This window comes from Winogradskyella sp. PE311 (assembly GCF_046545555.1).
Lineage (GTDB): Bacteria > Bacteroidota > Bacteroidia > Flavobacteriales > Flavobacteriaceae > Winogradskyella.
Window position 1 is genome coordinate 275,879 of the sequence record NZ_JBHZTH010000002.1, and the last position, 22,891, is coordinate 298,769.

Here is a 22,891-nt window from a genome sequence, read left to right on the forward strand (position 1 = left end):
TTTGTAACATTTCTAAATGATTTGCGTCATATAAACGTAAATCAATTAATAATGGAATCTAATTATCACACTCTCAAACGTACTGACAATCAACTATTAGTAATATCACATTTAACGCAATTACTTACGTATGTTACTGGTTTTGGTGGTTTAATTGTACCATTAGTCATTTGGGCGACGCAAAAAGATCGTGTTGAAGATATGGATGCTCATGGTAAAGCTATATTAAACTTTCAGTTAAGTATAATCATATATTCAATACTGAGTATTCCTTTGGTATTTGTATTTGGATTGGGTGTTTTGACCTTAATTCTAGTAGGAATTTTAGCATTTCTAATGCCAATAATAAACGCAATAAAAGCTAGTAATGGTGAATTACCTAGCTATCCATTATCTCTTAATTTTGTTAGTTAGTATTAAAGAAATGGAAATGAAAGACTCATCTTTTGATGGGTCTTTTTTTTATAAAAAAAGGCTCACCATTACAGTGAACCTTTTCAATTGTTGAGTTAGCAAATTTTTCACTTAATTATTAAGCATAACTGGCATTACAAGCATAGTTACATGCTCACCTTCATCTAAACCATCAATTGGTGTTAGAATACCCGCTCTATTAGGTAAACTCATTTCTAATTGTACATTATCGGAATTTAAATTATTGATCATTTCAGTTAAAAAACGAGAGTTAAAACCTATTTGCATATCATCTCCTTGATAGTCGCAAGTAAGACGTTCTTCGGCTTTATTACTGTAATCAATATCTTCTGCAGATATATTTAATTCTGCACCAGCAATTTTTAAACGTATTTGGTGTGTAGTTTTATTTGAGAAAATGCTAACACGTCTTACAGAATTTAAAAATTGAGTTCTGTCTATAACTAGCTTGTTTGGATTTTCTTTTGGAATTACCGCTTCGTAGTTAGGATACTTTCCATCAATTAAACGACAAATTAAAACCGAATTCTCAAAAGTAAACTTGGCGTTAGATTCATTGTACTCTACTAAAACATCATCATCACTACCTGCTAAAATTCCTTTCAAAAGATTTAAAGGCTTCTTAGGCATAATAAATTCTGCTGTTTCAGTAGCACTTACATCATTTCTTGTATACTTTACCAATTTGTGTGCGTCAGTTGCAACAAAAGTTAAATTGTCTTGTGAAAACTGAAAAAATACACCACTCATTACTGGTCTTAAATCATCATTACCTGCGGCAAAAATAGTTTTACTAATAGCATTTGCCAAAATATCACCCATTATTGTAGTGGTACTTGCATCTTCTATTGATACAGCGTTAGGGAATTCTGCACCATCTGCGTATGCCAAAGCATATTTACCATGATTAGAACTGATTTCGACCGTATTATTATCTTCTACAACAAATGTCAAGGGTTGCTCCGGAAAAGTCTTTAGTGTATCTAATAATAAACGTGCTGGAAGAGCTATACTTCCTTCAGAATCACTTTCTACGTCGATAGTAGAGGACATCGTCGTTTCTAAGTCACTGGCTGAAACTGTTAATTTAGATGTACTTAGTTCAAACAAAAAGTTATCTAGTATTGGAAGCGTATTGCTATTATTAATAACACCACCTAAAACTTGGAGTTGCTTTAATAAGTACGTACTTGAAACAATAAATTTCATATGCTATATGTAAAGTTTTATTCTTAAAATTTGTCCTACAAAAATAGCTTAATAGAAGGGTTTTGTAAAACAAACTTATTAACAAGATATCCTCAAAAAAAGAAATTTTGAAATTGATAAAACATATAAAACTAGGTGTATTTTCTCTTTCTAATATAATTGAAAGAAAAACCAAAAAGTCCAAGCAAGAGCAGAGGAAGGACAAGGTTAATTAATTGCCATTTAACTTTAGTTCCTTTTATTTTTTCAGAATCGAGATAGGCAATATTAATTTCTTTTGCTCTAATGTTTATAAGTCCGGTATCATCTAAAAGATAATTAACGGTATTAAGTAAGAACTCTTTATTTCCAAATACTTTTCCTGTTAACTGATCAAAACCTAATTCTTGAGGACGATTTCTTACAACTTCATTTTTTATAATATCACCATCAGATACAATAACCATTTGAGTTTTCTTACTTTTAGATTTAAAGTTGTCAGTTTTAAATGGTAGTATACGTTTATCATAAACAGACGTAAATTCACCTTCAAGGAGTACAGCTAAGTTTTGTGGGCCAGAATTAAATAGTGTTTCATCAACTTGTGTAGTTACATCCTCTAATGAAATTGCTTTTGGTGTGCCTTCTAGCTTTGACTTCGGTGAACTCTGCAATAAAATTGTTTTAGTCACTTGGTTTTTTAAAGTATCAATAGGACTTGTGAAATCAAATTTTGTTAAGTTTAAGTTCTTTGTAATAGGGTGTTTTGGGTTAGAAGCTGCCAATGGTGAATATTGCCATTGTATAGGCTGAAGTTGTGCATTACTGCCCTCACCAATTGCCAACATAATTGGAGCAGAATATAAATCCTTTACTAAACTAGGGTTTATTCTTACACCATATTTAAAGAAGAAATCATTAAGGTTTAGATCGCGCATTACAGAAACACCAGAACCAGAATCATTATATAAGCTATCCTTATCCATAATAACTGATTCGGTTAACCATAGGCTTTTACCACCATTCATAGTATATTGATCCAAAACAAGTTTTTCATTTTCAGAAAATGCTAAACTTGGCTTTGCAACAACTACTAAATCGTATTTATTTAACTTTTGTAGTGTTCTTTCAGGATTTGATGCAACGCTATCTAATGTAAAAGGTGCAATGCTATAATAAGGCTTTATGGTTTTTAAGAAGTCAGCAATATTTAAATCATCTAGTTCACCATTTCCTTTTAGAATGGCTATAGTCTTTGATTTTGTTTTAACGATTTTATTAAAGCCATCTGCGAAAGCATATTCTAAAGACTGTACTGAGTTATTTATTTGTTCTAATAAACCTTGGGTAATACTTCGTTTTAAAAGAGGAATCTTCACTCTTTTATCTTTGAAACTAGCATATGCCCACGGAAAAATAATGTCTTGTGTTACTTTACCAGTGCTATTATCAGTGTTAATATATGGTTCTAATCCTTGTTTCGTTAATTCTTCAATATACTGCTGTCGTGTGTTTTCATCTTTAATGGGATTAATATAGTTTACCACTATTTGATTAGTCTCTAGCTGAAATTCTTCAATAATCTGTCTTACTTCAGTTTGAAGCAACCTAAACTCCGAGGGAAACTCTCCTTCTAAAAACACATCAATAATTAATGGTGAATCTAAATCTTTTACTAACGATTTTGAAGCTTCAGAAAGTGTATAACGTCCATCTTCTGTTAAATCAATGCGCCTATATATTTTACTCGAAATTAAGTTTACGACAATTAAGGCTATAAGAACAGCGAGTATGTAAATTAAAGTTTTATTCTTTTTCATCCTCGAATGTAATTTCTTCTTGATAATGTTTAAGCTCAGTAACTTTATTAGCTTTAAAAGTAACTTCAACGCATTCTTTTTGGTTATTAAATGCTCCAGGTTCAATACCTAAACCGTAATTCCATTTATTATTATCATGAGCCTTTTTTGTATTGTCCCAAGTAAGCCATTCTTGTTGGCCTAATAGTTTTGTTATACTCTCTTTTGAAGCACCTATTAATGTGTCACTTTCTTTGGTGTAATCTATCATTTCGTAACGCAATGCTGGTTGTTCTACCCAAGCTTCGCTATTAAAATATTTTTGATGGTGATAGCTACTGATAATATTTATAAATGGATAAAACATATAGAAATATGCGAAGGGTGTTAAAACCAAACTTATGAGTGCAGTTAGCCATTTTCGCTTATCAACAGTATTCAAAAACAGAAATAGTAGTAAAAACACTACGATCATAAAAATGACTAAAATTGGTGTAATGATCATTGTTTTTGAATTCTAAGTTTAGTAAATAATAAAAAAGTTATAGTGATACTTAGAAAGTAGATTAAATCTCTAGTGTCAATAACACCACGACTCATACTATTATAATGTGCAGACATGCCCAAATTTTCTAGATGAACTAAATCACCTAAAAGCGCGTAATTAGAAAGTCCTTCGAAACCAAAGAAAAGAAAGAAGCAGATAAATACGGCAATAATAAATGCGACAATTTGATTATCTGAAAGGGTTGATGCAAAAATACCTATTGCTGTATAAGCTGAAACCAAAAAAAGTAACCCAAAATAAGATCCGACGGTACTTCCTAAATCGAGGTTTCCTTCAGAATTACCTAATTGAGAAACAGTATACACATATAGCAAGGTTGGTACAAGAGTTAGTATAATTAATAGAAATGCGCCAAAAAATTTACCTAATACAATTTGAAAATGTGATATAGGCTTAGTTACTAAAAGTTCTAATGTTCCTTGTTTTTTTTCATCACTAAAACTGCGCATCGTTACTGCTGGTACAAGGAAAATAAGAATCCATGGTGACAAAAGAAAAAAACCAGATAGACTAGCTATTCCGCTATCTAATAAATTAAACTCACCTTTGAAAACCCATAGAAATAATCCATTTAATACTAAAAACACACCAATAACTAAATAGCCAATTGGTGAGGCGAAGAATGTGTTTATCTCTTTTTTGAGTATTGCTAGCATTAAATTATAATTAATTTAGGCTATGAAGTTTATCAACGCTCCAAGCCTCAGGTTTATCATTAAACATAGGTTTAGTCTTTGCCCAAACGCTTTTAAATAATTCTGATTGTCTATAGTTGTTTAGGTCAGATTCTGAATCCCAATAACTATACGTAAAAAAGATATTACTATTGTTTTGATCGCGATATAATTCTAAAAAATTACATCCTTCAAAGCTTCTAATCTTTTTTTTAACTGTTTCAAAATTAGCTAAGAATTCTTCAATCTTAGAGGTTTCGAAACTCATTTTTACAATTCTTACTAACAAAAATTAAGGTTTTATAAAATTTACGGTTACGGTATCCATTGTTTTTAGTCCCATAAGAGTAGAGGCGCTTCCAACTGTTGTGCAGTTGCTTTTATATACTGCAATTTCTAAATAACCAGAGGAATTAAAAACAACTAAACCTTTCCCATCAACATTGCGTTTAGATTCTTCAATATTAAAATTTACAATATCACTATATCTGGTATGGATTTTTTTGAATTTATGATTCCTAGCTGATATTTCATACGCTCTTGTTTTTTGAACGTCTTCAAAAAACTTTTGTTTAATATTGGTTACAACATTACCATAATTATCTACGTAAATTACATTTCCAATAATTTGATTTTTTTCGTCATTTACAAATGGAATTAAATTTTTAATTGGTTTAATGGTGTTAATAACTTTTCCTATTATTTCCAAAGTTCCACCCCTTGCAATATGGCATGCAACTTTTACAAAAACATCTAATACAGGAAAACTCGTTTCAATCTTATCATGGATATTAATTTCTACTATTTTTTCTGGAGCAATTTCTGCACATATCATACTCATAATACCATTATTAGCACATATAAAGTAATGCTCGTCTAACTTTATGGCAATATGCTTGTTTTCAGGACTTAACTCGGAGTCAATTCCGATAATATGAATCGTGCCCTTAGGGAAACTACTGTAAGCATTTAGTATTATATATGCAGCCTCAGAAATATTAAAGGGTGACACAGAGTGTGATACATCAACAATTTTAACATCAGATAATTCACTATAAACGGCTCCTTTTATAGCACCAGCAAAGTGATCTTTTTCTCCAAAATCAGTCGTTAAAGTGATTATAGCCATGGATTGATTGTTGATATTTTTTTAAGAATTATGGTTGTAAAATTGCTAGCTTTGTGTGTATACAAAACTAATAAAAGAAAACAGATTAACACATTAAATAAAGCACGCTTTTGAACGAACTTATCCTAGAACTCGAAGAAATAACACCAAAAGAATTCTTCGGTGCACAAAATGCGAATATTGAACTTTTAAAAAAATACTTTCCTAAGCTCAAAATTGTGGCTAGAGGCAATAAAATTAAAGCTTATGGCGACGAGGATTTGCTAGAGGAGTTTGATACTAGAATGACTATGCTCATGAAGCATTTTGGTAAATATAACAAGTTAGATGAAAATGTAATTGAGCGTGTATTAACTAGTAATAGCAGCGAAGATTATAAAACCTCTGCTAAGAGCGGTGAAGTTTTGGTACATGGTGTTGGTGGTAAACTCATTAAGGCGCAAACAGCGAATCAACGTAAGTTGGTAGAAAGTATGAGAAAAAACGATATGGTTTTTGCCATAGGGCCAGCCGGTACAGGTAAGACTTATACTGGTGTTGCGTTAGCTGTAAAAGCATTAAAAAGTAAAGAGGTTAAACGAATTATATTAACGAGACCAGCTGTTGAGGCAGGAGAGAATCTTGGTTTTTTGCCTGGTGATTTAAAGGAAAAGTTGGATCCATATATGCAACCATTGTATGATGCTTTGCGAGATATGATTCCTCACGAGAAGTTAGAAAGTTATATTGAAAAAGGCGTAATACAAATAGCTCCATTAGCCTTTATGCGTGGTCGAACATTAGATAACGCCTTTGTTATATTAGATGAAGGTCAGAATACAACCCATGCCCAAATGAAAATGTTTTTAACACGTATGGGTAAGAGTGCTAAATTTTTACTAACAGGAGATCCTGGTCAGGTTGATTTGCCAAGAAGAACAACATCTGGATTAAAGGAGGCACTTTTAGTACTTAAAAATATAGAGGGCATAGGTATGATTTATTTAGATGATAAAGATGTGATTCGTCATAAGTTAGTGAAAAAAGTAATTTCGGCTTATAAAAGCATTGAAAATAGAGATTAAAAATGAGCAATACAATAATAGATACTAATTTCAATTTCCCAAATCAGAAGAGTGTTTACAAAGGGAAAGTAAGAGAAGTGTATAGTATTAGTGATGAGCAATTAGTTATGGTTGCAACAGATCGTTTAAGTGCTTTTGATGTGGTAATGCCAAAAGGAATTCCTTACAAAGGGCAAATCTTAAATCAGATTGCGACTAAAATGATGAAGGAAACTGAAGATCTCGTACCTAATTGGTTAATAGCAACACCAGACCCTAATGTTGCTGTTGGTCATTTGTGCGAGCCTTTTAAAGTTGAAATGGTGATTAGAGGATACATGTCTGGGCATGCTGCTCGCGAGTATAAAGCCGGAAGACGAATCTTATGTGGTGTACTGATGCCAGAAGGTTTAAAAGATAACGATAAATTTCCTGAACCAATCATTACGCCTGCGACAAAAGCAGAAATGGGAGATCATGACGAAGATATTTCTCGAGAGGACATTATAGCTAAAGGTATCGTTTCTGAAGATGATTATTTAATACTTGAAGATTATACTAGAAAATTGTTTGCTCGTGGTACGGAAATCGCTGCTAAACGTGGTTTAATTTTAGTAGATACTAAGTACGAATTTGGTAAAACTAAAGACGGTAAAATCGTATTGATTGATGAAATACATACGCCAGATTCGTCACGTTATTTTTATGCAGATGGCTACCAAGAGCGACAAGACAATGATGAAGCCCAGAAGCAACTCTCTAAAGAGTTTGTAAGACAGTGGTTAATCAGTAATGGATTTCAGGGTTTAGAAGGACAAACTGTTCCTTTTATGAGTGATGATTACATAGAAACAGTAAGCGAGCGTTATATAGAACTCTATGAAAATATTACTGGAGAAGCTTTTGTTAAAGCTGATGTTAGTGATATTCAGAGTAGAATTAGCGGTAACGTTATAGCATATTTAAAGCGCTAGTATTTATTGATTAAAGTCTCAGTATGATGCTCTACATGATGGGCAGTCCACATTATAATCTCTCGTATTGGCATTTTTCCCATAAGAGGATGTGGTAAAATTAATGTATCTAAATTTTTGTCGCTAATCTTTTTGGTTTTAAATTGAAGCTTTTTGGACTCTGTTTGTAGTCTATTTAGAATGTATTCTTTTTCCTTTAGAGTTGGTACTTTCATGTTTTGAGAGCCTTTAAAGGTTTTTCCTTTTACATCTTTTAAACGTTCTTGGTAACGTTCTATTATAGCATTATAAGATCGAACAGGTCTATTTGCTTTGCCAAATTTATAACGTAATATAAATTTTGGAAGACTTAGCGCATTGTTAAGCGGTTTTATGCTTTGAAGTAAATGCAAGGCTTGTTGTCCTGTAGTCCATTTGTTTTCAGGACCTAATTCCCAACTTTCAGCAGGTTGTTCAACTAACCATGTGATTAGGTTAGTATGTTTTTCATCGATTAAATTTGCTATTACCTTCTTATCCATTGAAATGATTTTGATAAAAAAAAGATAGTCGAAAAATATTGAACATTCGTTGACCAGAAGTATTATTTAATAACGTCTATTCTTCAGCCTCTTTCTCTTGCACAACAATCTTATCCTTTTTAAAGATGGGTATTAAGTAAGAAATATTAAACCCAAAGCCACCTCCTATGCGACCACTATCATATGTTCGGTTAAAACCCGGGATATACAAATTTTCATATACGCTAGGTGCGGTTTCACTAATAAGCCCTTTTAGTTGAACATTAATACCTGCATAAAAATTGTTAAACAACTCGGCCTTTATGCCTATAAGTATCTCTAACCAAATTGCAGTTAAGCCGCTAAATTCTGTTCCATCTTCTACTGAGAATTGTTGATTCCAATATTGATTGTTTACATTATAAATACCGTAATTATTTAAGGTTTGACTAAATGTGCTAGCTCCTCCTCTAAAGCCAACGTACAACATGTTTTCCATATCTAGCCAATTCTTGTAGAAATTGAGATCTATACCAGCTTTAAAGTAGCTCCCTTTTGTTGTATTGCTTAAGACTTCATTTTCTATTGTACGTTCTTCATTTCCAATTTCTCCAGCTAAATAGATTTTTTTAGTAAGACGATAATCTCCCATAATCTCAAAACCAGTATAATTATCATCTAAAAAAGTACGTGCTATTTTACTCAAATCGGCACCTAAACGGAGACCGTATTTTTGTTTATAGACAAGTGTATCGTTTACGGTTTCTTTTTCTTCTTGTGCATAAGCTATTGTAGAAAATAATAGCAGTAGTACACAAATTCTAATGTAGGATACGAACATGTACTGTGTTTTCATTTTCTATAGTTGTTTCTGTAATTTCTATATTGTTTATCCAAAATGTGCCATCGATAGCTTCAATATCTAAGTCTAAATTATTAAATATACTTTTATAACCACACGCTCTAGAAACGTAAATAAACTCTGAAGTATATGATATGTCTATAATATCTATGTTAGAGACGGTAGTATCATCCTCGTCTAGCCTGAGATTAGTGTCTTGTTCTAAGATAAATCTACTTGTTGTAGTTTCTCCTTCATTACCAATAAGTAAAGGTAGTGATATGGCATTTGTATTTGTGTTAAAGATAATAGTTTCATCTACGGCTGTTTCTGGAGGATTCGGGTTTGGAAGTCCTTCTCCATAAACAGTTAATCTCGGTACACTTTTTAGGTCATCTGGATTTGATGCATCATAAAATTCAATAATAAGTTGTGGAGTAGTTGCGGTGCTTTCGGCACAAATATCATCGCGTTCGCAACTGATAAATCCAAGTGCAAAAACGAGTAGTAAAATTTTGATTTTTTTCATTTATTATTTTTCAAACAAAACAACAGTTTCTATATGAGCTGTATGTGGAAATTGATCTACTAAACTAATTTTTTTAATGTCATACCCAGCTTCCATTAGTTGCTCTGTATCTCTTGCTTGAGTTGCCGGATTACAAGATACATAAACCAAACGTTCTGCATTTAGGTTTATTATTTTTTTAAGAGTTTTTGGGGCTATTCCAGCTCTTGCAGGATCTAAAATAATAGTCCTAATTTTATCTGTATATTCTGGGTGTTCGAACAAAAATTTACCAACATCGGCCGCATAAAATTGTAGTCCCTCAATTTTATTTCTTTTTGCATTTTCTTTCGCATCTTCTATGGCAGAAGCAACAATATCTACTCCAACAATTTTAGCATTTTCGGATCGACTTGCTATGATTTGGCCAATGGTACCAGTACCACAAAATAAGTCTAAGACTATACTATTATCAATAGCTTCTTTCTTTTCTAGGGCATAATCAACTACTTTAGAATATAGTTTTTCTGCACATTTTGGATTTGTTTGAAAAAAGCTTTTCATGCTAATTTCAAAATTTAAATCTAATAGCTCTTCTATTATTTTGTCCTTACCATATATAAGATTAATACTGCCAGTTGTGGCAATAGTTCTATCGCCAATTTCGTCATTAATAGTATGCAATAACCCAGCTACTCTATCTCCAAATAAGTCTAGGAGATAATTTGCAAATTTATCTAAATCAAATTGTGATAAATCGTAAGATGTTGTTACTAGATTGAATAACAACTTATTTGTTTTATAAGATTTTCTAACCACAAAATATCTAAAGAACCCTTCTCTTTTTGGTGCATGCCATGGAGATAACCCTGTAGCTTCACAATAGGTTTTTATATCTTTTAATTGATTTTCAAATTCAGCATCAAATAAACCAGAATCTCGGTTTAGATTATCGCCACACCACCAAGTGCCTCGTCTTTTAAAACCTAATGTAAACTCATCTACATCAGTCTTTAATGCTCTGTTATATCCAATAGCAGAAAATCCATATTCCATTTTATTGCGATAATGAAATGTATTTGGTGAAGTAACAAATTCATCGAATTTTGTTTCAATATCAGATACTTTACCAATACGCTTAAAAAGTTCTAAGGTACTTTGTTTTTTGTAGTCGTGCTGCTTTTCAATAGGTAGCTGAATGTATGGTGCACCAGGAATATCTTGAAATGGCATTTCTATTTCATCTTCAGATGGTTTTAGAACATCGTATAGTTTAGCTTCTGCATACTTTTTACTCGATTTTTTTACTTGTGCCTTTACAAGTTGACCAGGTAAAGTATTAGGTACAAAAACTACAAATTCTCCATGTTCGTTTCTAATGCGTCCAATTCCTTTACCACCATAGGCATAATCTTCGATTAGCAGTTCTATGACCTCTCCTCGTTTTACAAATTTGTTACGTTCTCTTCTTGGCATTTATGCAAAATTTGAGTGCAAATATATCCTTATTTATCGACATATATGTGCCATCACAATTTAGTGTTTTGTACTATAACTGTATATAAAAAAACCGCTTAAATGACTAAGCGGTTTTTGATTAGGAACAAAAAAGGGGTTAGTTTTTGTTAAACTTTTCTAATATTTTACCCATTTGCTTTCCAGCGGCTTCTCTACCACCTAAGCCAAATGAAAGTACAATTGTTAATGCAACAGTGCCTAAAGTAATACCAAAAGCCAGGTTTACAATTTCATCTGCGATTCCCATTGAGCGTAACCCAATTGCTAAGAATATGGCAATGATACTTATCTTTACTATTGATACTACGAAAGGATTATTTTTACTATTTAAAGCTTTTGTAAATAGGTTCGAAATTATTAATCCAATTCCTATAATTACGATACCAAATAAGATCTTACCAGCATATCCTAAGACAGTATCTGTTATTTCTGTCAATTGTGTGAATTCTAACTTTTCGAAAGCTGTAAGCATCCCGAAAACAACAATTAATGCATAAGTAACTTTAGAAATTAAGTTTGCAATACTTTTAGTACCCACGTACTCTGACATATTCATTTTTGCTACTAAACCATCCACATTTAAGCTTTTTAATAAATCCTTAAGTAGTTGAGATACAAATCTACCAACAAACACAAAAATTAGAATTATAACAACTGCCACTAAAATTCTTGGTATAGCTTCAAAGAAAGAACTTAACATTGATGTTGCTGGTTCTGATATCGCTTTCATATCTAAAATATGAAATGCAGAAATTAGTAAAGGAATAAAGATGAAAATAAACACGACTTTTTTAAGAATTTTTACAAGATTTATATTATCTGGTAATCTTAATTTTGGTGTCAATTTTTGAATTGTATCTCCAGAAAGTTCTACTAATTCCGATACTATAGTTGCTAACATATAGCCAATATATGCTACTAAACCTGCACCAATTATATTAGGGATATAGTTGGTAAATCCATTTAATAAGTTCTTAATAGGGTCTAATACATCTGTTAGTCCAAGTTTTCCTAAGGCTAGCATAAAGACAAAAATCATTACCAAAAAATAAAGAAGCTTACCAATAAAAGAAGAAATTTTTAATGATCCATTTTTTAGTTTGTCATCTACACCAGTTCGCTTTATGAGTTTTGTAATTAAACGTTTTATGACGCCAGCAATAAACCAGCCAATTATTAAAATTAATACTGCGGCAATGACGCCAGAGAGGCTTTCTCCGAATGATGCCGTAAGTTTGTCAAATAATGTAGTTAAATAGTCCATGGTTAATTTGTTAAATAGTTAATGTTATATATTATTCGACCCTTAATTTTTAGAAAAGACACATAAACGTTCAGGTTTGACTAAGACTTCCTAATTCATATATAGATATATTTAATAGAATGTTCTGAAATTTTTTGAACCTATTTATACTTTTAACGTCTTTAGAGTATGAGAGTTATAAACAGTCATAAACGCACAATTAATCAGCCTATAAGTATGGTTTATCCTTTGTTTAAAACACTTGCTAGTCCAAACGATTTGGTATGGCCTTACGAAAAATGGCCCGCAATTAAATTTAAAAATGGATTGTATGTTGGAAGTAGTGGTGGACATGGTAGAGTTAGATATACAATTATAGAATTTACTGAAGGTGAATCAATAAAATTTCAGTTTTCAAAACCAATAGGATTTAATGGTACACATCAATTAAAAATTGAAGAATTGACAGAAAATAGTGTTCAAATAAGTCATATAATAAGAATGGAGACATCATTTAAAGCCACATTTTTTTGGATATTTATAATCCGTTGGTTGCATAATGCGCTTATTAAAGATGCTTTTGATAAAGTAGAAAACTATTTTTTAACTTATAATAAAGAGACAACTTATAGTATTTGGGTTGGACTGCTACGAAATCTCTATAAGAGAAAATCATATAAAACTAAACATGCTTAATTGAAAACCAAGCAAAATATAGATGCGAAATTAATAAAAGCCTATAAAGCTGGTGATAATAACGCCTTAGCTATTTTGGTTAAACGATGGCATAAACTATTTTGTGATAAGGCACATTGGTTGGTTAAAGATAAAGATGTTGCTAAAGATATAGCACAGGATAGTTGGTCAATTATTATTAAAAAAATAGATAGCTTAAATGACCCTAAACAATTTAAATATTGGGCATACAGAATTATAGTTAATAAATCAACCGATTGGTTGCGACTGCAAAGTAAAAACCAAAAGGAGTCTTTTAATCATGACATTGAGTTTTTAAATACGGAGAAAGTATATTCTGAAAATGAGCACCTAAAGCACAAGTTGTCAAAAGCTATAGATAGTTTGCCTAATGGTCAAAAAGTAGTGATTAAATTATTTTATATAGAGTTATATAGCTTAAAGGAAATAGGTGATTTATTAGGAATTTCGGTAGGAACTGCTAAATCTAGATTGTTTTATGCACGAGAAAAATTAAAAACAATTTTAAATTATAAAGATTATGAAAACTAATAAGGAAGACATAGACCAATTAATTAAAGACACTTTAACAGAAGAAGAAGCTAAATTTTACGATGCACTTGAAGAGCAAAGTGTATTCGCAATGATTGCTGGCTTATATAAAGGAAAAAATCTATGGTTTATACTAATAATGCATGTTATTAATATTGTCGCATTTGCATTTATGATTTACTGTTTAATACAAACTTTTGATGCTGTAGAGACTAATGATCTATTGCTTTGGATTGCTGGTTTTTTCTTTTGTTTTATTACAATGTGTATGATTAAAATTTACGCTTGGATGCAAATACACAGAAATGCTTTGACTAGAGAAATAAAAAGATTAGAATTACAAGTGTCATCATTATCAACAAAATTATGATAGTAAGTTTTTATTTCGAATAGAATATTTATTAATTTGCAAACTCTAGGGATGATTTCTCTCCCACGCTGCTTTTTCAGTCTTCCTGAAAGAATAAAGGTGATGAAGGAATGGATATTTTATTCATTTATTAAATTATTTTTAAAATGGCTGTTTTAGACCAATTAACATCGCAACAGGCGATCGATTTAGAAAACAAGTATGGTGCGCACAATTACCATCCACTACCAATAGTATTAAGTAGAGGAGAAGGTGTATTTGTTTGGGATGTAGAAGGGAAAAAGTATTATGACTTTCTTTCTGCGTACTCAGCAGTAAATCAAGGGCATTGTCACCCTAAGATTGTGAGTGCTATGACTAACCAGGCGCAAACGCTAACCTTAACTTCAAGAGCGTTCTATAATGACATGTTAGGTAAGTTTGAGAAGTATGCAACAGAAACATTTCATTACGATAAACTATTACCAATGAATACTGGTGCTGAAGCTGTAGAAACGGCTCTAAAACTATGTAGAAAATGGGCGTATGAGGTTAAAGGTATTGAAGAAAATGAAGCGGAAATTATTGTTTGTGAAAATAATTTTCATGGTAGAACGACGACTATTATTTCATTTAGTAATGATCCTGTCGCTCGCAAAAACTTTGGACCTTATACAGATGGATTTATTAAAATTGAATATGATAACCTTAAAGCTTTAGAGGAAGCTCTTAGTGCCAATAAAAATGTGGCTGGATTTTTGGTAGAGCCAATTCAAGGTGAAGCAGGTGTATATGTGCCTAGTGATGGTTATTTAGCAGCAGCAAAAGCATTATGCAACAAGCATAACGTTTTATTTATTGCAGACGAAGTACAAACAGGAATTGCACGTACAGGTCGTTTATTGGCAACTTGTGGTAATTGTAATTGTGCAAATAAACATTGTTCTGGCGAGCCAGAAGTAAAAGCTGATATCTTAATATTAGGTAAAGCTCTTTCCGGAGGTGCTTATCCTGTTTCAGCAGTTTTAGCTAATGACAATATTATGAACGTTATTAAACCTGGGAATCATGGTAGTACATTTGGCGGTAATCCAGTTGCTGCTGCTATAGGTATGACTGCTCTAGAAGTTATTAAAGATGAAGAGTTGGCTCATAACGCTCAAGAATTAGGTGAATTATTTAGAGCAGAATTATCAAAATTTATTGAAACAAGTTCTATTGTTAATGCTGTAAGAGGTAAAGGGCTTTTAAATGCAATATTAATAAATGACACAGAGGAAAGTGAAACAGCTTGGAATATTTGTTTGCGTTTACGAGATAATGGCTTATTAGCTAAACCAACACACGGTAATATAATCCGTTTTGCACCACCATTGGTTATGAGTAAAGATCAATTATTAGATTGTGTATCTATTATAACCACGACTTTAAAGGAGTTTGAAAATTAACTTTATATAATTAAAAAAGGCAACCAACTGGTTGCCTTTTTTAATACTTAATATTTGATTCTATTGATTTTGCATCTCTTTTGCACGTTCCATCATTAATTCAGGATCGCTAAGCGCGTCCCATCCAATCATTGAAATAACATATAGCATGTAAGCTGCAAATAATACACCGAGTACTATACCAATAATACCCATAATTTTTCCTGCTTTTACATTACCATACCCTAAGTAATTTTCAGGATCTTGTTTATAAACTTTTTCTGATTTAAGCGCAATAATTAAAGCGACAATACCAAAAATGATTCCTGGTAAGCCATAACAACAGCAACCTACTATTGATAAAATTCCCATTACAAGGGCTAAAGTTGCGTTTGGCAGCATTTGTTTTTCCATGATTGTTGATTTTTTTAGTGTTAGTTAAAATGTTTTAATTAAAAAACTTGTTACAATAATACTAATATTTAGAATAAATAAACCTAGAATTATTTTATGCCCATTTTTAAACTGAAATTTTAAGTGTAATAGAAGAAATGAAAACATAGCAATAAGAGTATAAATTGCAGGATACATATGGAAAGCTGCGACGAATTCTCCTCGCAAAATAAATGCTACAGATCGCTGCATTCCACAACCCATGCAATCTACATTGAAATTTTTCTTCCAAAAGCAGGATAACATATAATCCTCAAGTCCTTTTAATAATATAAGCATCATGCGAATTTAATAATTTGACAAATACTTTTGTAATAACTATTGTAAATTATAGTAAAGCTTATTTTTGTAAAAGATATAAATTACAGGGTCATGGATATTTCTAGAGTAATAAATTTTATTTGTATAGTAGCTGGAGGTGCAATTGCAGTATATGCGCAAGCAGAGCAAAAGCAGAACTCATACTTATTAATTGGTGGTATAATAATACTAATGTTTGGTATTTACAGAACATCTCGTAATATTCCTAGCAAGTACGGCAAGCAAGAAGAAGAAACTTTTGTTAAATCAGAACATATAGATGAAAATTAAAGTTGGTGATAAGGTTGAAACTATTGATGATGCTATAGTAGGTAGTGTCATAAAAATTGAAGATGATTTAATTACAATAAAAGATACTGACGGTTTTGAGTTTAAGTTTGAAGCTAATGAGTTAATTCTATCTGTTTCTGAAAATAAAATTAACAATGCTGTTTATGATGCAAATATTGAAGCTGTAATACGAGAGAAGGAATCGAAAAAAAGAAAGGTAACTCAGTCAGTAAGACCTAAAGAAAGGCATGCACCAAAATTTGAAGTTGATTTACATATTCATCATTTAACCAAGTCTACACGAGGTATGACAAATTTTGAAATGCTTAATATTCAATTAGATACAGCAAGAGGTCAATTAGAATTTGCCATCAGAAAACGAATTCCTAAAATAGTTTTTATTCACGGAGTAGGTGAAGGTGTTCTACGTCAAGAATTAGAAACACTTTTTAGTCGCTATAATAATGTAAAGTTTTATGATGCAGATTATAAAACCTATGGCTTAGGTGCTACTGAAGTTAGAATTTTTCAGAATATGGAACCTTAATAAAAAGGCACTTATTGGTTTACAGTAAAAACAGTAGTTAAAGTTCCTAGATTTATAATCTCAGCACTTAATATTTCTAAATTAACATCATTTATAACAAAATTTGTTAAGACTGTTCTTGTATAAGAATTGTTTTCTGTAAACCCAGGAGAACCATAATTCGTTACTTCCAGAATATTTAAATAATGTGGCACTAAATCACCAGCCGAGTTTGTATTTTGATCGTTTCTAGGATCTTTATCACCATTAGCATCTTCTTGTATAGTTAAGACCATATCACCATCATCATCAGTATCTAAATAATCGGGTATTAAATCACCATCAGTATCGAGTGGGTTGGTTGTAGGATCTCCATCTCCATCTATATCACTCGAGTCAATTTCGTTTATCGTCTTTACATTATCATTATCATCATCCTCATCTAAATAATCAGGAAATTCATCTCCATCAGAATTAAGGGCATTAGGAAAATTACCATTTTCATCCGCGTCACCACGACCTTCTAAATCAGAAGGAATACCATCACCATCATCGTCATCAATAGTAACAGTAACAAATGCAGAACCAGCTGTTGCTTCATAGTCTTCTACAATTACTAAATCAGAAGGAGGAATAACATCACATAATTCTTGATCTGTTCCCGAACTTACTACAGCTCTATTATAAGTTCTATAAAGAAACCTTACCGTAGATCCATTAATAGCAAATTCTGTAGAAATTCCTGAGGCTGTAGGTTCTGAAAACAATAAATCGTTAGTGTCGTTCCTTGGTATTATGAGTGAAAGAGATTCGTTAGGATCTTGCCTTAAATCATAAATAAGATAAGACTCATTATCATTTGTGCATCGCTCTAATTCCTGATCAAAAACTAATTCTACAGTAATAATATCACCATCGTCGCAAGTGGTTAAAACAAATAAACTAAGTATTATAAAAAAACGACGTAACATAGAATAGATTTTAGACAAAAATAACGGATTTGTAAAATTATAACGTCGCATTAACCAAATAATTTTATTTACAATATTTTTGTAATAAATATGTGCACTTTATGAAATCGATATATCTAGATAATGCAGCTACTACTGCCATACGACCTGAGGTTGTGGAGCGTATGACAGAAGTGCTAAGTCACACTTATGGTAATGCATCTTCAACACATGGATTTGGGCGTTCGTCAAAAGCGCTTTTAGAGCAATGTCGAAAAAACATTGCGAGTTATTTTAATGTTACATCAGGTGAGATTGTTTTTACTTCTGGTGGCACTGAAGCTGATAACTTAGCATTAAGAAGTGCTGTGAGAGATTTAGAGGTTACAGAAATCATAACATCTAAAATAGAGCATCACGCAGTTTTACATACAGCAGAGCAATTAGAAAAAGAGTATGGTGTAAAATTAAGTTTTGTTCATTTAAATGATTCTGGCTTAGTAGATTTAGATCATTTACAATCTCTACTGAAAGCTTCGAATAAAGCAATAGTTAGCCTAATGCATATTAACAATGAGGTTGGTAATAGTTTAGATATTGTAAGTGTTGGTAACCTTTGTAAAGAAAATAACGCATTGTTTCATTCTGATATGGTTCAATCTATAGGTCATTATAAAATAGATTTACAGAAGCTATCAATTGATTTCCTTGCTGCTAGTGCACATAAGTTCCATGGACCTAAAGGTGTTGGATTTTGCTTTATAAGAAAAGAATCGGGTCTTAAACCTTTAATATTTGGTGGTGAGCAAGAGCGAGGTTATAGAGCAGGTACTGAAGCTGTCCATAATATAGTTGGCATGGATGAAGCATTAAAAATTGCTTATGACCAATTAGATATTGAAAAAGAATATGTTCTGGGTTTAAAAAATTATTTCATTCAAAAGCTTGAGAAAGATATAATTAACGTAAGCTTTAATGGTGCTTGTGCCAATAATAAACAGAGTACATATACTTTGGTGAATATATGTCTTCCTATTGCACCGGAGAAAGCGTCAATGCTACAGTTTCAATTAGATCTTAAAGGTATAGCATGTTCTAAAGGCAGTGCATGCCAAAGTGGAAGTAGCCAACAATCTCATGTACTTAGTGCTATATTAGATAAAGATAAATTAATACTTCCGTCCGTACGTTTCTCTTTTTCTATTTATAATACTAAAGATGAATTGGACTATGTAATTGAAGTTTTAAAAGATTTTGTTAATTCTTAACAATTACCTTTTGAGTTTTTATAGTATTAGATTCAGTGACTACATTAACAACATAAACTCCATCACTAAAGTTAGTGGTTGTTAATTTATACTTACTCATACTAGTGTTATAACTCTTAGAAAGAACTTCCTTACCTATCACATCAAATACCTCAATTTTTTTAATCTCCAAGCTATTTGGGTTAGAGACTACAAGTTGATGAATTTGGTTGTCTTGAGTAATACTTACAGTACTTAAATCAACGTCTTCAACACCCAAAACTTGGTTTGGTATAAAAACAATTTCAAACCTATTGGAGTAGTTTCCTGGTTCAATGTTTATTTCAAAGTTTTGATTTCTTAAATTAACATAGGTGTCATTGTTATTATCATGAATATATATACCTTGACCGTCTTCAAAATTTTGAATATCAAAAATTCTAATACGCATTGGTTGTTGCTCTTCTATATCTACATTTAGTGGAATCACTAAAGCTTCGTCAAAGGCATACGCAGCACCAGAACAAACTTTATTATCAATTGTAAAATAGGTGTCTGTTGCGTAATTGCTAGATCGTTTTAGTTCTAAGCCCTTATCATAACCTTCTGTTGCTGTATTATGAAAATTTAAAATAAGTTGTCTTGTATATTGTGATTGGTTAACTGAGAAGTCAACATTAAGCCTAAAACGTTTATAATCTGCTGGCACTAATGATAAACCATTAGTCTGATAGTTAATGGACGTAGTGTTTTCATCGTTATCTTCTGTGAGCGATGCATTTCTAAAAAAAGAACTACTACCTCCTTCTTTCTCATAAACGCGATGCTCATTTTTTGCAAACACAGTCCCTGTGGTGCTTGTTTCTCCTTTAACCATAAATCCTTGTCCAATTGGAATATAACGACCGGCAGTTTTAACACCATTTTCAGGCGTAACTAAGGGAAAAGAGTTATCGTTTTCATTATATGTCATAAAAACGGCTGGAGTATCAGTAATAATATCTCCGGCAGCATTAATTGTAAACTCGTAATAACCTCCTACATAATCCTGTAAAACATGCGAATTTACTGTTCCATTCTGTTCCCAATAATATAAAGTTCCATCTATTGCATTAACATTGTCGACATCATGAATGTATAAAGCGGCATCTATTGCACTTGGGTAAGGGTTGCCAACTAAAGTAAATAAATCTTCTAAAACAGCATTTCCAATTGTACCATTATTCGGTTTTCCTCTAAAGTCGTAAGTTTGATTGCCTGTAGCAGCTGTTCCTATACCTTTCATTGTAAAACCAAGTCCTGGCGCAATATCATTAGTACTGCCAACAAAAGCCCAATCACTATATGAATCTGAAGCTACATAGGTCCATAACCATCGATTAGATATTGTTAATGGAGAGTTATAGCCATCAAAATCATTTGTAAAACCACTGTCTTGGCTATCAATAGTGCTCATTGTAGAAAGTAGTGGGTCATCAGTTTGATTGAGTCGGAAGCTATTGTTTATCGAAGTATTGGATAAAATACCACCTATTGGTGAGCACCAATAATTATAAGTCCATTGGTTTACTGTGCCTTCTTGATAAACACTAAGTTCTCCTATACCAGAATTACCTGTTGTTAAATCTCCCTGTATTAATTGTGATTCGTCTCGTAGGTATATTTTAGAATCTGCCTCATTAAGGTTGATATCATCCTTTACAAAAATGATTTGATCTTTCACATATATATAAGTGTCATTTCTAACACTTAATTGAGCAAAAGCTATTATAGAAAACGAAAAAAAACAAAAGGTAAATAAATATTTCATAATACGTTGTGTTACTATTTAGCCTTAAATGAAAGGCAATATAACAAAAATAATACATTTAAACGATAAAATTTGTTTTTTATCGATTAAATGTTTAAGTTCGCCCACCCTTAATTAATAACATTATGTTTTTATCTACTAAAAGCTGGCTGTTGGTCATGCTATTATTTACATGTGTAGGATATGCACAAGTAGGAATAGGTACGACAGATCCAGATCCATCTGCTTTATTAGAATTAGACTCAGACGGTCAAGGAATACTAGTTCCTCGGATGTCTACTTTAGATCGTATAGATATTACAAGTCCTGCCGAAGGTTTAATGGTTTATGATTTAGATGAACGAAGTTTTTACTATTATTCATCGGGTAGCTGGCTGCCAATTTCAGGGTCAGAAAAGCGTATAAACCATAAATTAATAAAAAGTTTAGCAGATTTATCTGATGAACTTATCGCAGGTGGTGGATCGCAATATTTGTTAGATTCATCCTATTTGTATGAAATTAATGGCTCACTGAACGTAGATTTTCCAATAGTATTGAATGGAGCATACCTTAAAGGTGAAGATAATATAGATGATCAATTGGTAAATAATACTGGAGGACCTCTTTTTGTAGGATCTTCAGGAGGAAATTTAAGAAGATTAACTATTGTAGGAAATAGTAGTCCAATTTTTAACATCACGGGTTCAGGTTCAGAAAGTTTAGTTTCACTTTCTGTAAATTACACAAATGCCAGTAGCATCGGTTCGTTAAATAACATGAGTAGTGTTCACTTTAATACAGGTCAATTTATTAATAACTCTGCAGGAATTACAGCTACTGATATTTCATCATACTTAATGACAAATTTTAGTTGGGCTTCAACTAATTCTGGTATATTTTTGTCTTTAAATGGAACTTTTGATGATATTCAATTATCAAATGCTTGCGTTATTGTAGATTCTGGTGAAACTGGTATAGATGTTAGCAGCAATCCAACTATTACAGGTAATGCTTCAATCGTAAACGTAAATTTTGATGGTGCCGGACAGAATGTTAATCGTTATTTAACAGGATCCTATACAAATTACAATTTTAATAATAATTGGCATATTGAATCACAAGGAATTCCAAGAGAAACTGATGATAGTGCATCTGGGAATTTTTATTATACGGGTGATCTAGTTACAGGCTTTACTCAGTCAATTTCTAACGGAACAGCGGTAGAGGTGCAGGGCGGTGGTACATTTAATGCGGATAATTTATTAAGATTTAGCGCATCTGGAGGAAATAATAGATTGACTTATACAGGAGGTACAACTAGAGAATTTAATATTAACGTATCTATGTCAGTAAGAGTGACTAACGCAGCAGGTAATTATTATGCTTTTGCAATAGCTAGAAATGGTACTCTTATTACAGAATCTAACTCAATTGTTTATATTGATAATAATAACCAAATACAAAGTATTTCAATGAATGCTAATATTAGACTTGGGACTAATGACTATGTAGAGGTTTATGTACAGCGTCTTACAGGGTCAGGATCTGATACTTTAGCCGTGTTTTCAGAAAATTTAAGTATCCATTAATTTATTAGTTCGGAATTATAGAATTAATAATATATCGATTTGGGTAGTTGTTTTTTGTATTAATTAAGTTTTAATTGTCTTTTTCTAGGTTTTATTTCTGTTGTTTTAATTGAAATTAGCCTAAAATCTGACTATTAATCTACTTATATTCCTAATATATTGTCTTTTTTTTTTGCTTCAATTTTGTCAGTAAAATAGGGTGTTTCTAAAGCTTCTAGTGAATCACGCCATGTATTTTATCTATTAAAAATGTATTTCATCGGATATTTTGTATATATTTATCCCATGTTTAGGCTATA

General features: G+C 31.8%; 26 protein-coding genes. 11 read left to right on the forward strand and 15 right to left on the reverse strand.

The annotated features are described in order from the left end of the window. Positions 1-51 precede the first annotated feature (51 nt). Positions 52-414, forward strand: coding sequence for a DUF4870 domain-containing protein (locus ACFWU4_RS10795; RefSeq protein WP_411127711.1), 363 nt, complete (start codon positions 52-54; stop codon positions 412-414). A 111-nt stretch (positions 415-525) separates the two neighbouring features. Here ACFWU4_RS10795 and dnaN read toward each other — a convergent pair whose 3' ends face one another. From dnaN to ACFWU4_RS10825, 6 genes are all read right to left on the reverse strand, one after another. Then, positions 526-1,644 carry a DNA polymerase III subunit beta gene (dnaN, locus tag ACFWU4_RS10800; RefSeq protein WP_411127713.1) on the reverse strand — a complete coding sequence of 373 codons (1,119 nt, stop codon included), beginning with the start codon at positions 1,642-1,644 and terminating at the stop codon, positions 526-528. 131 nt (positions 1,645-1,775) lie between these two features. Further along, positions 1,776-3,443: a gliding motility-associated ABC transporter substrate-binding protein GldG gene (gldG, locus tag ACFWU4_RS10805; RefSeq protein ID WP_411127715.1), complete on the reverse strand. Its 1,668-nt coding sequence runs from the start codon at positions 3,441-3,443 to the stop codon at positions 1,776-1,778. After that, positions 3,430-3,927, reverse strand: a complete 498-nt coding sequence (locus ACFWU4_RS10810) for a hypothetical protein (protein WP_411127717.1) — start codon at positions 3,925-3,927, stop codon at positions 3,430-3,432. The genes gldG and ACFWU4_RS10810 overlap by 14 nt, the downstream gene beginning before the upstream one ends. Continuing rightward, positions 3,924-4,646, reverse strand: coding sequence for a gliding motility-associated ABC transporter permease subunit GldF (gene gldF, locus ACFWU4_RS10815; protein ID WP_411127719.1), 723 nt, complete (start codon positions 4,644-4,646; stop codon positions 3,924-3,926). Before gldF ends, ACFWU4_RS10810 begins: the two co-directional genes overlap by 4 nt. Positions 4,647-4,656: 10 nt before the next feature. Beyond that, positions 4,657-4,953 (reverse strand): putative quinol monooxygenase, encoded by a 297-nt coding sequence (locus tag ACFWU4_RS10820; protein ID WP_411127721.1) that lies wholly within the window; start codon positions 4,951-4,953, stop codon positions 4,657-4,659. Positions 4,954-4,956: 3 nt separating this feature from the next. Further along, positions 4,957-5,793, reverse strand: a complete 837-nt coding sequence (locus ACFWU4_RS10825) for an S-adenosyl-l-methionine hydroxide adenosyltransferase family protein (protein WP_411127723.1) — start codon at positions 5,791-5,793, stop codon at positions 4,957-4,959. Between the two features lie 110 nt (positions 5,794-5,903). Here ACFWU4_RS10825 and ACFWU4_RS10830 point away from each other — a divergent pair, with 110 nt between their 5' ends. Next, complete coding sequence (locus ACFWU4_RS10830; protein ID WP_411127725.1) at positions 5,904-6,857, forward strand: PhoH family protein; 954 nt, start codon at positions 5,904-5,906, stop codon at positions 6,855-6,857. 2 nt (positions 6,858-6,859) lie between these two features. Continuing rightward, positions 6,860-7,810 carry a phosphoribosylaminoimidazolesuccinocarboxamide synthase gene (locus tag ACFWU4_RS10835; protein WP_411127727.1) on the forward strand — a complete coding sequence of 317 codons (951 nt, stop codon included), beginning with the start codon at positions 6,860-6,862 and terminating at the stop codon, positions 7,808-7,810. Here the strand turns inward: ACFWU4_RS10835 and ACFWU4_RS10840 are convergent. The 5 genes from ACFWU4_RS10840 to ACFWU4_RS10860 form a co-directional block, all read right to left on the reverse strand. Next, a complete protein-coding gene (locus ACFWU4_RS10840) occupies positions 7,807-8,331 on the reverse strand; it encodes a DinB family protein (protein WP_411127729.1) in 525 nt (174 codons plus the stop codon). The two genes, ACFWU4_RS10835 and ACFWU4_RS10840, sit on opposite strands and share 4 nt — an antisense overlap. A 76-nt stretch (positions 8,332-8,407) precedes the next feature. Beyond that, the gene (locus tag ACFWU4_RS10845) at positions 8,408-9,166 is read right to left on the reverse strand and encodes a DUF6048 family protein (protein WP_411127731.1); all 759 of its coding nucleotides are present in this window, start codon (positions 9,164-9,166) and stop codon (positions 8,408-8,410) included. Continuing rightward, a complete protein-coding gene (locus ACFWU4_RS10850) occupies positions 9,132-9,680 on the reverse strand; it encodes a DUF6452 family protein (RefSeq protein WP_411127733.1) in 549 nt (182 codons plus the stop codon). Before ACFWU4_RS10850 ends, ACFWU4_RS10845 begins: the two co-directional genes overlap by 35 nt. 3 nt (positions 9,681-9,683) lie before the next feature. Beyond that, the gene (rlmD, locus tag ACFWU4_RS10855; RefSeq protein ID WP_411127734.1) at positions 9,684-11,135 is read right to left on the reverse strand and encodes a 23S rRNA (uracil(1939)-C(5))-methyltransferase RlmD; all 1,452 of its coding nucleotides are present in this window, start codon (positions 11,133-11,135) and stop codon (positions 9,684-9,686) included. 139 nt (positions 11,136-11,274) lie between these two features. Beyond that, positions 11,275-12,441 carry a mechanosensitive ion channel gene (locus tag ACFWU4_RS10860; RefSeq protein WP_411127736.1) on the reverse strand — a complete coding sequence of 389 codons (1,167 nt, stop codon included), beginning with the start codon at positions 12,439-12,441 and terminating at the stop codon, positions 11,275-11,277. A gap of 168 nt (positions 12,442-12,609) precedes the next feature. On the opposite strand from ACFWU4_RS10860, the gene ACFWU4_RS10865 reads away from it, so the two are divergent. The 4 genes from ACFWU4_RS10865 to rocD all read left to right on the forward strand — a co-directional run bounded on the left by ACFWU4_RS10865 (position 12,610) and on the right by rocD (position 15,465). Continuing rightward, complete coding sequence (locus tag ACFWU4_RS10865) at positions 12,610-13,116, forward strand: hypothetical protein (protein WP_411127738.1); 507 nt, start codon at positions 12,610-12,612, stop codon at positions 13,114-13,116. Continuing rightward, positions 13,117-13,668, forward strand: coding sequence for an RNA polymerase sigma factor (locus ACFWU4_RS10870; RefSeq protein WP_411127740.1), 552 nt, complete (start codon positions 13,117-13,119; stop codon positions 13,666-13,668). It abuts the gene before it with no gap. Further along, positions 13,658-14,038: a DUF6768 family protein gene (locus tag ACFWU4_RS10875; protein WP_411127742.1), complete on the forward strand. Its 381-nt coding sequence runs from the start codon at positions 13,658-13,660 to the stop codon at positions 14,036-14,038. Before ACFWU4_RS10870 ends, ACFWU4_RS10875 begins: the two co-directional genes overlap by 11 nt. A 146-nt stretch (positions 14,039-14,184) precedes the next feature. Beyond that, positions 14,185-15,465, forward strand: coding sequence for an ornithine--oxo-acid transaminase (rocD, locus tag ACFWU4_RS10880; RefSeq protein ID WP_411127743.1), 1,281 nt, complete (start codon positions 14,185-14,187; stop codon positions 15,463-15,465). Positions 15,466-15,525: 60 nt separating this feature from the next. Here rocD and ACFWU4_RS10885 read toward each other — a convergent pair whose 3' ends face one another. Together ACFWU4_RS10885 and ACFWU4_RS10890 are read right to left on the reverse strand one after the other, a co-directional pair. Then, positions 15,526-15,858 (reverse strand): CCC motif membrane protein, encoded by a 333-nt coding sequence (locus ACFWU4_RS10885; RefSeq protein WP_411127745.1) that lies wholly within the window; start codon positions 15,856-15,858, stop codon positions 15,526-15,528. A gap of 24 nt (positions 15,859-15,882) precedes the next feature. After that, complete coding sequence (locus ACFWU4_RS10890; RefSeq protein ID WP_411127747.1) at positions 15,883-16,179, reverse strand: DUF2752 domain-containing protein; 297 nt, start codon at positions 16,177-16,179, stop codon at positions 15,883-15,885. Positions 16,180-16,269: 90 nt separating this feature from the next. On the opposite strand from ACFWU4_RS10890, the gene ACFWU4_RS10895 reads away from it, so the two are divergent. Continuing rightward, positions 16,270-16,488, forward strand: a complete 219-nt coding sequence (locus ACFWU4_RS10895) for a hypothetical protein (RefSeq protein WP_411127749.1) — start codon at positions 16,270-16,272, stop codon at positions 16,486-16,488. After that, positions 16,478-17,035 carry a Smr/MutS family protein gene (locus ACFWU4_RS10900; RefSeq protein WP_411127751.1) on the forward strand — a complete coding sequence of 186 codons (558 nt, stop codon included), beginning with the start codon at positions 16,478-16,480 and terminating at the stop codon, positions 17,033-17,035. Before ACFWU4_RS10895 ends, ACFWU4_RS10900 begins: the two co-directional genes overlap by 11 nt. An 11-nt stretch (positions 17,036-17,046) precedes the next feature. Here ACFWU4_RS10900 and ACFWU4_RS10905 read toward each other — a convergent pair whose 3' ends face one another. Further along, positions 17,047-18,036, reverse strand: a complete 990-nt coding sequence (locus ACFWU4_RS10905; protein WP_411127753.1) for a hypothetical protein — start codon at positions 18,034-18,036, stop codon at positions 17,047-17,049. A gap of 50 nt (positions 18,037-18,086) precedes the next feature. On the opposite strand from ACFWU4_RS10905, the gene ACFWU4_RS10910 reads away from it, so the two are divergent. Next, positions 18,087-19,232 (forward strand): cysteine desulfurase family protein, encoded by a 1,146-nt coding sequence (locus tag ACFWU4_RS10910; protein WP_411127755.1) that lies wholly within the window; start codon positions 18,087-18,089, stop codon positions 19,230-19,232. Here the strand turns inward: ACFWU4_RS10910 and ACFWU4_RS10915 are convergent. Beyond that, positions 19,222-21,021: a T9SS type A sorting domain-containing protein gene (locus ACFWU4_RS10915; RefSeq protein WP_411127757.1), complete on the reverse strand. Its 1,800-nt coding sequence runs from the start codon at positions 21,019-21,021 to the stop codon at positions 19,222-19,224. The two genes, ACFWU4_RS10910 and ACFWU4_RS10915, sit on opposite strands and share 11 nt — an antisense overlap. Positions 21,022-21,179: 158 nt before the next feature. On the opposite strand from ACFWU4_RS10915, the gene ACFWU4_RS10920 reads away from it, so the two are divergent. Beyond that, positions 21,180-22,592: a cell wall anchor protein gene (locus ACFWU4_RS10920; protein WP_411127759.1), complete on the forward strand. Its 1,413-nt coding sequence runs from the start codon at positions 21,180-21,182 to the stop codon at positions 22,590-22,592. Positions 22,593-22,891 lie beyond the last annotated feature (299 nt).